The sequence below is a fragment of the Micromonospora sp. NPDC049275 genome, assembly GCF_043197115.1.
In the GTDB taxonomy this organism is placed as follows: domain Bacteria; phylum Actinomycetota; class Actinomycetes; order Mycobacteriales; family Micromonosporaceae; genus Micromonospora.
This window is the reverse complement of sequence record NZ_JBICSN010000010.1, coordinates 193,420-208,498: the sequence shown is the minus strand read 5'-3', so window position 1 is coordinate 208,498 and position 15,079 is coordinate 193,420. Positions and strand designations below refer to the sequence as shown.

Here is a 15,079-nt window from a genome sequence, read left to right as displayed (position 1 = left end):
GCGTAGCTGGGTACCGCCTGCGGCAGCGGGAAGGTGCCGTTGGAGTCCGAATTACCGGACGCCGACCAGTACGGGAGATCGACCGCCGCCACCGGATTGAACGCCGCCTGCACCCGCTGGATCTGCGGGTTGCCCCACGGATCGGGCAGATTGTCCGCGCCGTAGATCGGGTGACCACCCTCCTCCGGGGTGAAGTCGGTGGACCGCACACCCGGCACCACGCTGGCCCAGGCGGACAGCAGCGTGTACGGACGCAGGTCGGTGGCGCCCTTGCCGCGCTTGGCCATGGTTGCCGTGGCGAACCACTCGAAGCCCTGCTTGTTGTTGCATGCCGGCCAGATGAACTCGCCCTCGCCGTCGGGCCGCCCGTTCACGCTGACCAGGCCCTCCCCGTACCTGCCGAAGCCGTCGACGTAGTGCGGGATCACCGCGAAGTTGGCGTACGTCATCCCGGGATACAGGCTGACATTGTTGCCGACGCCCACCTCGGCGATGATCGGCCGGGTGCCGTCGGCGCCGTTCATCGCCGCGTACAGCTCCTTCTCGAACTGTTCGGAATCCTGGCCGCTCTGGTTCGGCTCGTTGTTCTGACTCCAGCGGATGATCGCGGGGTGGTTGCGGTCGCGCAGGACCAGCGCACGGGCGTGGTTGACCATGTTGTCGTGCCCGACGGACTCCTTCCACTCCTGCGAGGACTGGGAGCCGCGAATCGCGACCTCGTCGATGATCATCAGGCCCATCTCGTCGGCGACATCCAACATGTACGGGCTTCCGGGCTCCTGGTGGATGCGCACCACGTTGTAGTTCAGCCGCTGGTAGTTGTCCACCGCCTGCGGCCAGCCGCCGTTGCCGGACGACGGGGGCAGGAAGCCGGGCAGGGTGTGGTACGCGTCGCCCTTGCCACCGTTGTTGATCCGGTCGTAGTCGGCACCCTGGAGGTTGTCGCCGCGGAAGTTCACACGCACGCCGTTGAGGTAGTAGTAGTCACCGTTCTGGGTGGCCTCCCGGAACCCGAACCGGTACTCGCCGTCGCTCGTCCGGCCGTCGTCGGTGACGGCATGCACCGCAAGCCCGTGCAGCTGCGCCCGGTACCCCGACCGGTACGGCACGTTGGGCCACCAGTACGAGGTGCTGTCGAGGTTCCACGCGACCGGCCCGACGGTCACGGTCGCGGTCGAGCGGGCCGCCACGGTGACCGTACGGCTGGGCAGATCCGGGTAGCTGAAAGCCGTTCCGTTCTTGGACGACAGCGACCCGGTCAACGTCACCGACCGGGAACTGCCCGACGTGTTCCGCACCGTCACGTCGTAGGTCAGCGTCTTGTTCGCCACCGACGTACGCACGAATGTGTCGCTGACGTACACCGCCGGGTACACCCGCAGGAACGCGGACCCGAAGATCCCCTGCGGTACCGCCTCGGACCACGTGGCGGCGTCGGGTACCAGGTAACGGCCGTTGGATGCCTTCAACGCGCCGCGGCCCTTCACGTTCACCGTGATCGTGTGGGTGGTGCCGGGCGCCGCGTATGCGCTGATGTCGAAGTTCGACGGGGTGAACGCCGTCGTCTGGGTCGCCACCACGCGGCCGTCGACCGACAGCGTCGCCTGGTGATTGACGGCGCCGAACTCGATCCAGGTCGACTGCGGCTGCCCCGAGTCCGGCACGGTGATGCTGCGCGAGTACACCGCCTCGTTCACGGTGGTGAAGCCCTGCTTGTACCAGCCGCCACCGGGTACCGCGATCGTGGTCGCCGCCCGGCCCGCCGGCGTGAAGTTCCACGTCCCGGCCAGGTCAACCGAGGAGATCGCGGCGTTACCGGCCGCCACACCGTCGACACCGGCGGCCGCGACACTCTGCTTCGCGACCGGCGCGGCCAGGGTCGACCCGGGGGTCGTCAGGGTCAGGCCGCCCAGCGTCAGGGGCAGGGCGAGCGCCACGGTCGCGGCCAGCCCTCTGGCCAACGCCGACAATCGGCCACCCCAGTGGACGTTCGTACGATGCACGGTAACCCTCCTGTGACTCGTCCGCCAGCTCCGCAACACCGGTTCAGGGCACGGCCTCACGGCCGAGACTCGAATCGATTCGACAAATCTGCCGGCGTCGCCGACCATCCGGGAAGGATGGTTGCGGCCAGATACATAGACCTGTATCAAAGGGCGTATCGCGCGTTAAGTCAAGGTTTCAGGACGGTTACTTCCTGCTCCGGACGCCTCGTAAGCTGCGAACGGCCGCCGAGGAATACGACCCTTCCGGAGCGCCAAGGCATCGCGCTCAGGCATTCCGTCTCGCCGGCCGAGCGGTGCGACACCGATCGAATAGCGAACCGATTCGCCTCTGCGGCACCGGGCCGCGTGACGCGCTCAAGGCGTGGACAGCACTGGGGTCCTCGGCCAAGTCGGCGGGCGGGCCGAGCCTGAACTGTTCGGTTCGAAACTGGGGTTAGGGTGTCGGCAAGGAACGTGCTTCGCCAGCGTCACGGGCGGGTTGCGAGCTGTTAACGGTGAGTGTCTGACTGCGTAGACATGACTGCGCAATCATACAGGACTATGGCCGGCGATGGGAGGTGCCGTGACGCGACCGGCGAGGCCGGGTGGAAGCCCTCCGGCACCACGCAGCGTGGACGTCGCGCGGCTGGCCGGCGTCTCCCAGAAGACGGTGTCCAGGGTCCTCAACGACGAGCCGTACGTCTCGGCCGACGCGCGCCGGCGGGTCCTGGACGCCGCCGCGGAGCTCGGCTACCGGCGCAACCAGGCGGCCCGCGCGCTGGCCTCCGGGCGGACCCGGTCGATCGGCGTGGTGACGCTCGGCAGCGCCCTGTACGGGCCGGCGTCGTGGCTCATGGGCGTCGAGGAGGCGGTCCGGAAGGTGGGCTACACGCTGCGGGTGGCCACCACCATCGAGGGCGACCCGGGCGGCATCGCGAGCGCCCTGGCGTCGCTGCTGGACCAGGGCGTGGACGGCCTCGTCATCTCCGAGCCGATCGACGAGGGCGTCGGCCTCATCAGCGTGGACGTGCCGGTCCTGGTCCTCGGCGCGCCGCCCACCTTCACCGCGCCGCAGGTGGTGACCGCCAGGGTCGGCGCGGGCCGGCTCGCGCGGGCCGCGACCGAGCACCTGCTGGAGTTGGGGCACGCGACCGTCCATCACCTGGCCGGCCCGCAGCGGTGGTATTCGGCACGGGACCGTCTCGCCGGCTGGCGCGAGGCGCTCCGAGCCCACGGCGCGGACGAACCGCCGGTCGTCGAGGGCGACTGGTCGGCCGCGTCCGGCTACGCGGCAGCCCGGGAACTGGCCGGCGACGGCACCGTGACCGCGGTGTTCGCCGCGAACGACGACATGGCGATCGGTTTCATCCGCGCGCAGCTCGAGGCCGGGCGCCGGGTGCCCGAGGACATCAGCGTCGTCGGGTTCGACGACATCCCGGTCGCCGCCTACGTCACTCCCCCGCTCACCACCGTGCGGCAGCCGTTCGACGAGGTCGCGCGGCAGGGCCTCGCGCTGCTGGTACAGGTCATCGAGAAGCCGGACGTCGAGCTTCCACCGGCGGCCGACCAACCGGTCGACCTCGTCGTCCGCGCCTCGACGGCGCCACCACCGCCCCGGCCGATCCCGGGACGTGGCCGCCGAGCGATCCCCCTTGCCCCCGGTGGCCCGCACGATCAGCCCGCCGGCAGCGAAGTCCCATCCACCCGGCCCTGATCAGCGTCGATCTGCTTCACCTGTGGCGGCACGTCACCCGAGACCCGCACCGGCCGTCGCTGACGAGCGGCGGCAGCACCCGCGTGCAGGCGAAGTTCGACATCTCATTGGTGTATCAGCACCACTCGGACAGCCGCGAGCCGGTAGATCGGGGTCCCGAACCTGGTTGGCTCGGCTTGCCGCGCCGGATGAACCCGTCGGTGCGCCGGGCCGCTGAGATCAGCGTCCAGGACGCTCCCCGCCGGGTCACCGCAGCGACCGATTCTGATCAGACCTAGAGCGGCAGCTCGCGCCCCCCTGGAACGGGAAGCAGGGGTACCCCCTGCTTCCCGTTCGCACGCTACTTTCGTCAAAGCCTGCACCACGATACGTGTGCGATGTCACACGCGACCGTCTTCTGCGGGTCAGGCAAGGAGGGGACGACCGATGTTCAGGCGTATCGCGATCATCAACCGTGGAGAACCTGCCATGCGGCTCATCCACGCCGCGCGGGAGCTCTCCGCAGAGACCGGAACCCCGATCGAGACGGTCGCGTTCTACACCGACGAGGACCGAACCTCGACCTTCGTCCGTGAGGCGGATCTGGCCCATCCGCTCGGTCCGGCCGCCGCGCGGCCCTATCTCAACCATGCCTTACTGGAGCGCGCGCTCGTCGAGACGGGCGCCGACGCGGCCTGGGTGGGCTGGGGTTTCGTCGCCGAGGACCCGGCGTTCGCGGAGTTGTGCGACCGAATCGGGGTCACCTTCGTGGGCCCGAGCGCGGAGGCCATGCGCAAGCTCGGTGACAAGATCGGCTCGAAGCTGATCGCCGAGAAGGTTGGGGTTCCGGTCGCTCCGTGGAGTCGCGGCGAGGTGGCCACTCTGGAGGACGCGCTGCGGGCCGGTGACGAGATCGGCTATCCGTTGATGCTGAAGGCGACCGCCGGTGGCGGTGGGCGTGGCATCCGGCGGGTGGACTCGGCGTCGGATCTGACCGAGGCGTACGAGCGGACCAGCCAGGAGGCGCTGCGGGCGTTCGGCTCCGGTGTGGTCTTCCTTGAGCGCCTGGTGACCGGCGCGCGCCACGTCGAGGTGCAGATGATTGCCGACGGACAAGGCGGCGCCTGGGCGCTCGGTGTCCGGGACTGTTCGGTGCAGCGGCGCAACCAGAAGATCATCGAGGAGTCGTCCTCGGTCGTGATGGCGCCCGAGCAGGCCGCTGAGGTGAAGGCGGCCGCGGTCCGGCTGGCGCTCGCGGTCGGCTACCGGAGCGCGGGAACCGTCGAATTCCTCTTCCAGCCGGGCGAGAAGCTGTTCGCGTTCCTCGAGGTGAATACGCGACTCCAGGTCGAGCACCCGATCACCGAGATCACCACCGGCACCGACCTGGTCAAACTCCAGCTGTACGTGGCCGGCGGCGGCCGCCTCGAAGGTGCGCAGCCCGTCGAGCAGGGGCACGCGGTCGAGGCTCGGCTGAACGCCGAGGACCCGGATCGTGACTTCGCTCCGTCGCCGGGCCGCATCGCCCGGCTCGCGCTGCCGGCCGGCCCGGGCATCCGGGTGGACACCGGAGTCAGCGAGGGCGACAGCATCCCTGCCGCGTTCGACTCGATGATCGCCAAGATCATCGCGTACGGCCGCAACCGCGAGGAGGCCCTCGGGCGGCTCCGGCGGGCGATGGCCGAGACCACGGTCATCATCGAGGGCGGCTCCACCAACAAGAGCTTCGTGCTCGATCTGCTCGACCAGCCCGAGGTCGTCGACGGCTCCGCCGACACCGGCTGGATCGACCGGGTCCGCGCCGAGGGCCGCCTGATCAGCCACCGGCACTCGGCGATCGCCCTGGCCGCCGCCGGCATTGGGGCCTATCTGGATGAAGAGGAGGTCAGCCAGCAGCGGCTGCTCGCCACCGCGCACGGCGGCCGTCCCCAGGTGCGGCACGACACCGACCGCGCGCTCGACCTGAAGCTGCGCGGCGTCCGGTACCGGGTGCAGGTCTCCCGGCTGGGCCGCGAACGCTTCGGGGTCGGCATCTCCTCCGGCGCCTCCTACGGGCACGCCGACGTGGTGACCGAGCGGTTCGACGAGCACACCAGCCAGATGTACGTCAACGGCCACCGCTTCCGCCTGGTCACCGCCACCCACGGGCCGATCCGCACGATAGAGGTCGACGGCGTCACCCACCGGGTCAGCCGGGACGAGGGCGGCGTGGTCCGCTCCCCCGCGCCCGCCCTCGTCGTCGCCACCCCCCTCGCGGTCGGTGACGAGGTGGAGGCTGGCGCGCCCATCCTCGTGCTGGAGAGCATGAAGATGGAGAACGTGCTGCGGGCGCCGTTCAAGGCCCGGGTACGCGAATGCGCGGTCGCGGTCGGCAGCCACGTCGAGGCCGCCGCCCCGCTGATACGCCTGGAGCCATTGACCGATGACGTCGAGGAGACCGCGGCCGGCGACACCGCCGAGATCGACCTGCCCTCGTCGCAGGCCGACCCGTCCGCCGACCAGAGCCTGGCGAACCTGCGGGCCATGCTGCTCGGCTACGACGTCGACCCGGCCGAGCTCGAGGTATACCTGGCCGCGCGTACCGATCCGCGGCAGGGCGAGCTGGACCTGCTGACGGTCTTCGCCGACCTGGCCGAACTGAGTCGCAACAGGCCGGACGACGACTGGAAGACCGAGCCGGGCAACGCGGTGCACAGCCCTCGCGAGTACTTCCACAGTTATCTGCGGAGCCTCGACGCCGACCGGGCGGGACTTCCCCCCGCGTTCCGGACCCGGCTCGAACGGGTTCTCGCGCACTACGGCGTAACCGATCTGGACCGGACACCGGAACTGGAGAACGCCGTCTTCCGGATCTTCCTTGCCATGCAGAAGTCGGCCGCGAACGCGGGTGTGGTTGCGGAGATCCTGGGCCTGTGGATCACCGCGAATCCGCCCCGGGAGCCGCTCGCCGGCCGTGCCGCCATCGCGCTGGGGCACCTGATCGAAGCCACCCAAGTACGATTCGTAGCCCTGTCCGACCTGGCCCGGGGCATCATGTTCCGGTGGTACGCGCAGCCGCTGCTCCGGCGTACCCGAGCGAAGATTTATGCCGAGGTCCGGGCTGGCCTGCGCTACCTCGATCGGCATCCCGATGCTCCCGACCGCGCCGACCAAATCCAGCGGATGGTCCGCTGCCTGCAGCCCCTCGTGAGGATCATCGGCGAACGGATCCGGCGTCCAGGCCTCCGTGATCATGCGCCGTTGCTGGAAGTGCTCACCCGCCGCTACTACGGCAACCGCGGCCTGACCGCGTTGACAGTGCAGGACGAATTCATCACGGCAGAGCACGGCTCGACACGCGTGGCGGCGGGCGCCACGGACATGACAGGTCTTCCCTCCGCCCTCGGCAGGCTGAACAAGCTCGCCACCGGGACAACCGGCGAAGAACTGGTCGCAGACCTGTACGTCGCGTGGGAGGACCAGCCTGCCATCGACGTGATGGCAGCACGATTCGGCGAACTGCTTGCCGAGCATCCTCCGCACATCGGTGTGCACCGCCTGACCGTGACCGTGGCCGGCACCCACGGCGCGGTGATGCACCATCACTTCACGTTCCGGGCGGATGAGTCGGGACATTTCACCGAGGACCGTCTGATCCGGGGTCTGCATCCCCAGATCGCCAAGCGCCTGCAACTGAAGCGGCTCCACCAGTTCCAGTTGACTCGGCTGCCCTCCGTCGATGAGGAGATGTACCTCTTCAAGGCGGTGGCCAGAAACAATCCGGCTGACGAGCGGCTCATCGCGATGTGCCAGGTCCGGGACTTGACCGCGCTGCGGGAGACCGGCGGCCGCCTGGTCGCGCTGCCGGCCCTCGAGCAGGCCCTCACGCTGGCCCTGGACGCGATCCGCAACATCCAGGCGCAGCGCCCGCAGAACAAGAGGTTCGACACCAACCGGATCATGATGTACGTGTGGCCGGTCACCGAGTTGTCACTGGACGAGCTGAACGCGCTGGTGCAACGGATCCTGCCGACCGCCTCCGGGGCCGGCCTGGAAGAGGTGCAGTTCATCGCTCGTCAGCGGCGGTCCAGCGGGGAGCTGACCGAGGTGGCGGTGACGATCACGTTGGAGCCGGGCAACGGCGCGCGCCTGCACGTGGGTGAGCCGTCCACCGAGCTGGTGCAGCCGCTGGACGACTACCGGCAGAAGGTGCTGCGGGCGGCACGGCGCGGGACTGTCTACCCGTACGAGCTGACCGATCTTCTGGGCAGTTTCGTCGAGTACGACCTCAACTCCGCCGGGGCTCTGCAGCCGGTCGACCGGCCGAAGGGCCGGAACTCGGCGGCCATCGTCGCCGGTGTCGTCACCACGCCGACCGACCGTTACCCGGAGGGCATCAGACGGGTCGTGCTGCTCGGCGACCCGACCAAGTCGCTCGGTGCCCTCTCCGAGCCGGAGTGTGCCCGGGTCATCGCCGCACTCGACCTGGCGTCCGCTCTGGCCGTGCCGCTGGAGTGGTTCACACTCTCCGCCGGCGCGCGGATCTCGATGTCCTCGGGCACCGAGAACATGGACTGGGTCGCGGCCGCGCTCAAGCGGATCGTCGAGTTCACCCAGAGCGGCGGCGAGATCAACATCGTGGTCGCGGGCATCAACGTCGGCGCACAGCCGTACTGGAACGCCGAGGCCACGATGCTCATGCACACCAAGGGCATCCTGGTCATGACACCGGACTCGGCGATGGTCCTCACCGGCAAGCAGTCGCTCGACTTCGCCGGTGGCGTGTCGGCCGAGGACAACTTCGGCATCGGCGGCTACGACCGCGTGATGGGCCCTAACGGCCAGGCGCAGTATTGGGCGCCCAGCCTGCCGGCCGCCCGGGACGTGCTCATGATCCACTACGACCACACCTACGTGGCGCCGGGTGAGTCCCAACCTCGTCCTGCGCTCACCACCGACCCCGCCGACCGGGACATCTCCGGCTACCCGCACACCATCGCCGGTAGTGACTTCACCACCGTCGGCGGGATCTTCTCGGCAAGACACAACCCGGACCGCAAAAAGGCCTTCGACATTCGTACGGTCATGCGTGCTGTCTCCGACCAGGACCACCCCGTCCTGGAGCGGTGGGCCGGCATGGCCGACGCCGACACCGCCGCGGTCCAGGACGTGCACCTCGGCGGTCGCCCGGTCTGTCTGATCGGCATCGAGTCCCGGCCGGTCACCCGGCGCGGCTTCCCGCCCACCGACGGCCCCGACACCTACACCGCGGGCACCCTCTTCCCGCGCTCGTCGGCCAAGACGGCGCGAGCGATCAACGCCGCTTCCGGCAACCGACCACTGGTGGTACTGGCCAACCTGTCCGGCTTCGACGGCTCACCGGAATCCATGCGCAACCTCCAGCTGGAGTACGGCGCCGAGATCGGCCGGGCCATCGTCAACTTCAGGGGCCCGATCATCTTCACCGTGATCTCCCGCTACCACGGCGGCGCATTCGTGGTCTTCTCCAAGGCCCTCAACCCGAACATGACCGTCCTGGCGCTGGAAGGCTCGTTCGCCTCCGTCCTCGGCGGCGCCCCCGCCGCCGCGGTGGTGTTCTCCGGTGACGTCAACAACCGCACCGCCAACGACCCGCGCGTCGCCGAACTCGAGACCCAGGTGGCAGCCGCGTCCGGTGCCGAACGGGCCGCCCTCAGCATGCGTCTCGCCGAGGTCCACTCATCGGTGCGCGCCGAGAAGCTCGGCGAGGTGGCCGCGGAGTTCGACCGTGTGCACAGCATCCAACGGGCGGTCGAGGTCGGCTCGGTGGACGCCATCGTCAGCACCGCCGAACTACGTCCCCGCCTCATCGAAGCGATCGAACAGGGCCTCGGCAAGCGGGGAGCGTAGCGCGGCCACGACGAACCGAACGAACACCCGTCGTCGGTTGGCGCCACGGTGAAGAAGCTCATTGCTGGCAGCGGCGCCCCGGAATTGTCCTGCCGGGACACCGGTGGGGCTCACCGCCGACCGACCCCTGTGTTGCTAGGGGTGGCCGACCGCGCGTCTGATCACTACCGTTCGATTAATGCGAAGGACCCTGTACGCGGTCAGTGACCTGCACGTGTCGTACCGGGAGAACCGCCAGGTCGCCGACACGCTGCGGCCGGAGTCCGACGACGACTGGCTCTTGGTCGCGGGCGACGTCGCGGAGAAGTTCGACGAGGTCACCGGCGCACTGGCGCGGCTCAGCGAGCGGTTCGCCAAGGTGATCTGGGCACCCGGCAACCACGAGCTGTGGGCTCACCCGCAGGACCCGGTGCAGTTCCGCGGCGAACGGCGCTACCGGGAGCTGGTCCGGGCGTGCCGGGAGCTGGGCGTGCTGACCCCGGAGGACGAGTACGCGGTCTGGCCCGACCCCGACGACCCGCTGGTGATCGCCCCGCTCTTCCTGCTCTACGACTACACGTTCCGGGCGCCCGGCACCCGGACGAAGGACGAATCGCTGCGCTACGCGTACGACACTGGCGTGGTGTGCACCGACGAGATGCTGCTGCACCCCGACCCGTACCCCAGTCGTGAAGCCTGGTGCCAGGCGCGCGTGACCGAAACCGAACGGCGCCTGGCCGCCGTCGACCCGGCCCTGCGCACCGTGCTCGTCAGCCACTGGCCCCTCGTGCGGCAGCCCACCGACATGCTGCGATACCCGGAATTCGCGCAGTGGTGCGGCACCGAACTGACCGCCGACTGGCACGTCCGATTCCGCGCGGAATTGGCCGTCTACGGCCATCTGCACATACCTCGGACGACCCACTACGACGGCGTACGGTTCGAGGAGGTCTCGCTCGGCTACCCGCGCGAGTGGAGGCCGCGACGCGGCGACCAGCCCGCCCCCATGCGCGCCGTCCGGCACACCCCGGTCGCCGCCCGATGATCGAGGACTTGCTCCCGGCAGGCGTCCGCGTCGCCGAGGCGTTCCGCGATCTCGACGACGAGCCCGTCTACCCGGGCGAGGAGTCCGCGACTGCGCAGGCGGTCGAGTCCCGCCGACGCGAGTTCGTCACCGCCCGCCGGTGCGCGCGTGAGGCCCTGGCCCAGCTCGGCGTCCCACCCGGCCCGATCCTCCGCGGCGAACGGCGAGAGCCCGTCTGGCCTGCCGGCGTCGTCGGCAGCATCACCCACTGCGCAGGCTATCGCGGCGCGGCCGTCGCCGACGCCGGTCACCTCGCCAGCCTCGGCATCGACGCCGAGACACACGCCCCGCTGCCGGAGGGTGTCCTGGAAGCCGTCACGGTGCCCGCCGAACGGCCGCGCCTGGCCGCGCTCGCCGTCCAGGATTCGTCGGTCTGCTGGGACCGGTTGCTGTTCAGCGCCAAGGAGTCGGTCTACAAGGCGTGGTTCCCGCTCGCCCGGCGGATGCTCGGCTTCGACGAGGCCGAGCTGACGTTCGACCCCGCGGCCGCCGTCTTCCGGGCCCGTGTGCTGGTGACCGGCCCGGTGTCCGGGTTCACCGGCCGCTGGCTGGTGAAGGACGGGCTGGTGCTCACCGCGGTAACGGTGAATGCCGCACCTGCACCTCGGTAAAGGCCTCGAGCCCCAGCCGGCCGTTCTCGACGCCGATCCCACTGAACTTGTGGCCGCCGAACGGCCGGCCCGGATGCACCGCGAAATGAGTGTTGATCCAGGTGGTGCCGCACTCCAGGCCCTCGGCCACCTCGGCCGCGCGCTCGGTGTTGCCGCCCCAGACGGACGCGTCCAGACCGAAGTGGGTGTCGTTGGCCCGGCGGACCGCCTCCTCGACCGACCGGTACGGCAGGATCGGCAGCACCGGGCCGAACTGCTCCTCGGCGACCACCCGGGCGTCGTCGCCGACACCGGTCACGATGGTCGGCCGGTAGAAGTAGCCGGGTCCGACGCCCGGCTCGCCGCCGGCGGCGATGTGGGCACCCCGGTCCCGCGCGTCGGCCACCAGGTCGATGATCCGTTCAAGCTGTGGCCGGTTGTTGACGGGCCCGAACTGAACGCTCGCCTCGAAACCGTTGCCGACCCGGGCCTCGGCGGCCAGTTTGGCCATGGCGCCGACGAGGTCGTCGTGCAGCCGCTCGGGCACGTACACGCGCTTTATCGCGGAACAGAGCTGGCCGTTGTTCTCGAAGGCGTACCTGAACAGCTGCGGGGCGACGGCGTGTGGATCGGCGTCGTCGAGGACGATAGCGGGGTCGTTGCCGCCCAGCTCGAGGGTCACCCGTTTCAGGTCGCGGGCCGCGGCCACCGCGACCTTCGTGCCGGTCGCCACGCTGCCGGTGAAGCTGATCTTGCGGGGCACCGGGTGGGCGGTCATCGACGCACCCAGCGGATCGAGGCCGCTCACCACGTTGAGCACCCCGGGCGGGAGCACCTCGCGCATCAGCTCGCCGAACGCCAGGGTGGTCAACGGCGTCCAGGGGGAGGGCTTGAGCACCATCGTGTTGCCCGCCAGCAGCGCCGGGCCGATCTTCCAGCAGGCCAGCATCAGCGGGAAGTTCCACGGGGTGATCGCGGCGACCACCCCCATCGGGCGGCGGACCACCTCGACGTGGGCCGCCGGGTCGTCCCGCATGACCTCGTGCGGGATCGGCAGGTCGGCCGCGTACCGCAGCCACCAGGCGGCGCCGCCGATCTCGTACGCGGCGTCCTTGAGGGGTTTGCCCTGTTCGGCGGTGAGCACCGGGGCCAACTGACCGGTCCGCCGGGTCAGCAGGTCGGCCGCGGCGTGCAGAGCCCGACGGCGGGCGCGCTCGTTACGGCGCCACGACTTGTACGCCTCGTGCGCCGCCGTGAAAGCGTCGTCCAGCTGTCCCTCGTCGCAATCGGGTGCCTCGGCGTGCGGCCGGCCGGTGGCCGGGTTGACCACCTCAAACGTCGCCGTGCCGGTCACCCGGGCGCCGCCGATCGTCATGGCGTACTGCGGCATCGTCTCCCCCTCGTCGGTACCGGGACGTTAGCCGGGCCGGACCGGGCATTTCCGTCGCTGGGGCGATTCTCAGGGGCGACCTAGGGGTTACCTCAGCTCGAGGCTCGCCAGATAGTCGACGGTGCCGCCGGTTTCCGTCGAAGGGAACGAGCTCTTGTCCACCGGAGTTCCACATCTCGCGGGCAACTACGCCCCGGTCACGCACGAGCTCACCGCCACCGATCTGACCGTCACGGGCGCCATCCCGAAGGAACTGACCGGCTGGTACCTGCGCAACGGCCCGAACCCGCACGAGGCGGCGTCCGCGCACTGGTTCCTCGGCAGCGGCATGGTGCACGGAGTACGGCTGGAAGGCGGGCGCGCCACCGCCTACCGCAACCGGTGGGTACGCACCACCGCCCTCACCGACGGCGCCCAGCTGTTCGACCAGTTCGGCAACCGCGACCTCACCGCCGGGACGGTCAACACCCACATCGTCCGACACGCCGGGAACCTCCTGGCGCTGGCCGAGTCAAGCCTTCCCTACCTGCTCACCCCGGAGCTGGACACCGTCGGCGCGTACGACTTCGGCGGCCTGCTGACCACGCCGATGACCGCGCATCCGAAGACGTGCCCGCTCACCGGCGAGCTGCACTTCTTCGGGTACGGCATGCTCACGCCCCCGTTCCTGACCTATCACCGGACCGACGCCGCCGGGAACCTGGTGGTCAGCCGGGTCGTGGACGGGGTCGGCCCGACGATGATGCACGACTTCGCCCTGACCCAGCGGCACGTGGTGTTCCTGGATCTGCCGGTCGTATTCGACATGAAGCTGGCCATGCGCGGCGAGGCCTTCCCGTACCGGTGGAACCCCGACTACCCGGCCCGCGTCGGGGTGCTGCGGCGCGACGACCCGCACGGGGCGGTCCACTGGTTCGAGGTGGAGCCCTGCTACGTGTTCCACGTCGCCTGCGCGTACGACGACGGCAACGACATCGTGCTCTACGTCGTGCGCTACCCCTACCTCTGGCGCTCCGGCAGCGGCGAGGCCTACCCCGAGTCCAACCTGTGGCGGTGGACGATCGACCTCGGCGCCGGGAAGGTCGCCGAGGAGCAGCTGGACGACCGCAACACCGAGTTCCCCCGCATCGACGATCGGCTGTCCGGCCTCGATTCCGGTTTCGTGCACACGGTCGTGGCGGCCTCGCATCCGCGCCACGACCCGGTCGACGGGGCGCTGCTGCGCTACGACACCGGCACCGGCGCGGTCGCGCGGCACAGGCTCGCCCCCGGCCGCATTCCCAGCGAGGCCGCGTTCGCCCCCGCCGACGACCGGGCCGGCGGCGCCGGGTGGCTGATGACCTACGTGTACGACGCCGCCACCGACACCAGCGACCTGATCATCGTCGACGTCGACGACATGACGGCCGCCCCCGTCGCCACCATCCACCTGCCGCAGCGCGTCCCGTACGGCTTCCACGGCAGCTGGCTGCCCGATCTGTGACCCGATCCCTCAGAACGGAGAAAACGCACGTGGGTTTCGAATTCATGAACGGCTCCTGCCGTTCCTTCCGCGGCGACGGCAAGCTGGACCTGCTCGTACGCGACCCGGACACCGGCGAGTTGCTCGTCTACCCGCACAGCGGCAAGCTCAACGGCACCTCGACCTACGAGGACCCGGTCAAGATCGCGGACGACTTCACGCGTAAGCGGTTCTGCTTCATCCGGGCCTGCGACGTCTCCGGCGACGGGCAGGCCGAGGTGTGCGCGTTCAACGTCAAAGAGGTCGTCATCAACGGCGAGCTCCGCCAGATCAACACCGGCGAGAACGGCCAATTCGGCTTCTTCTGGTTCCCCAACCTCGGCGGGCCTGGCGAGATCGGCCCGCTCGGCGAGCCGATGCGCATCTCCGGCAAGCGCGACGACGACCGCTACTGGTCGACGTTCGGCTTCGCCGACATCACCGGCACCGGCAACGACGACATCTACTCCCGCGGTCTCGGCGGCGGCAACTTCGACAGCTTCCCGCACCTCAACAACGGGGTCGTAGCAGACGACACGTACGACCGGGAGCCCTTGCCGCTGACCACGATCGACCCGGCCGACTTCCCGTTCGCGATGGCCGACTTCACCGGCACCGGCAACCTCGACCTGCTGGTCCGCCGGGCCAACGGCGACATCGCGCTGTTCGAGTTCCCGGTGCCGACCGGCTCGGAGCACGTCGAGCCGGAGCGCGGCAACTGGTACGTGGTCGCCCGCGGTTGGCAGGACATGAAGTTCCTGACCCACACCGACGTCGACCTCGACGGCAAGCCGGACCTGCTGACGCTGCGCCCGGACGGGACGCTCGCGGCCTGGGTCCACACCGGCGAGTTCGACCGCGACAACCCGGAGAGCCTGTTCGCCGAGCCGGTCACGGTCGGCACCGGCTTCGGCAGGTTCGACACCGTCAGCTGACGCCGACCGAACAGTCCCCCGCCGACGGGCACCCCGGTGCCGGATCTGGATAGA

Annotated in this window: 8 protein-coding genes; 6 read left to right on the top strand and 2 right to left on the bottom strand. The window is 69.7% G+C overall.

The genetic code is table 11. The features are described 5' to 3' along the window. Positions 1-2,003, bottom strand: a 2,003-nt coding sequence (locus ACGFIE_RS25580; protein WP_393298969.1) for a glycoside hydrolase family 2 TIM barrel-domain containing protein, incomplete at its 3' end; no start/stop codon positions are given. A gap of 565 nt (positions 2,004-2,568) precedes the next feature. Between ACGFIE_RS25580 and ACGFIE_RS25575 the strand changes: the two genes are divergently transcribed. The 4 genes from ACGFIE_RS25575 (at position 2,569) to ACGFIE_RS25560 (ending at position 11,220) form a co-directional block, all read left to right on the top strand. Continuing rightward, positions 2,569-3,699 carry a LacI family DNA-binding transcriptional regulator gene (locus tag ACGFIE_RS25575; RefSeq protein ID WP_393298966.1) on the top strand — a complete coding sequence of 377 codons (1,131 nt, stop codon included), beginning with the start codon at positions 2,569-2,571 and terminating at the stop codon, positions 3,697-3,699. A gap of 426 nt (positions 3,700-4,125) precedes the next feature. Further along, positions 4,126-9,546: a carboxyl transferase domain-containing protein gene (locus ACGFIE_RS25570; protein ID WP_393298963.1), complete on the top strand. Its 5,421-nt coding sequence runs from the start codon at positions 4,126-4,128 to the stop codon at positions 9,544-9,546. A gap of 178 nt (positions 9,547-9,724) precedes the next feature. Then, complete coding sequence (locus ACGFIE_RS25565) at positions 9,725-10,570, top strand: metallophosphoesterase family protein (RefSeq protein ID WP_393298960.1); 846 nt, start codon at positions 9,725-9,727, stop codon at positions 10,568-10,570. Then, positions 10,567-11,220: a 4'-phosphopantetheinyl transferase gene (locus ACGFIE_RS25560; protein WP_393298957.1), complete on the top strand. Its 654-nt coding sequence runs from the start codon at positions 10,567-10,569 to the stop codon at positions 11,218-11,220. Before ACGFIE_RS25565 ends, ACGFIE_RS25560 begins: the two co-directional genes overlap by 4 nt. Here ACGFIE_RS25560 and ACGFIE_RS25555 read toward each other — a convergent pair. Then, complete coding sequence (locus ACGFIE_RS25555) at positions 11,180-12,589, bottom strand: aldehyde dehydrogenase family protein (RefSeq protein ID WP_393298955.1); 1,410 nt, start codon at positions 12,587-12,589, stop codon at positions 11,180-11,182. The genes ACGFIE_RS25560 and ACGFIE_RS25555 overlap by 41 nt on opposite strands. A 154-nt stretch (positions 12,590-12,743) precedes the next feature. On the opposite strand from ACGFIE_RS25555, the gene ACGFIE_RS25550 reads away from it, so the two are divergent. Both ACGFIE_RS25550 and ACGFIE_RS25545 read left to right on the top strand, forming a co-directional pair. Next, a complete protein-coding gene (locus ACGFIE_RS25550) occupies positions 12,744-14,072 on the top strand; it encodes a carotenoid oxygenase family protein (RefSeq protein ID WP_393298952.1) in 1,329 nt (442 codons plus the stop codon). Positions 14,073-14,101: 29 nt separating this feature from the next. After that, positions 14,102-15,025, top strand: a complete 924-nt coding sequence (locus ACGFIE_RS25545) for a hypothetical protein (protein WP_363689560.1) — start codon at positions 14,102-14,104, stop codon at positions 15,023-15,025. Positions 15,026-15,079 lie beyond the last annotated feature (54 nt).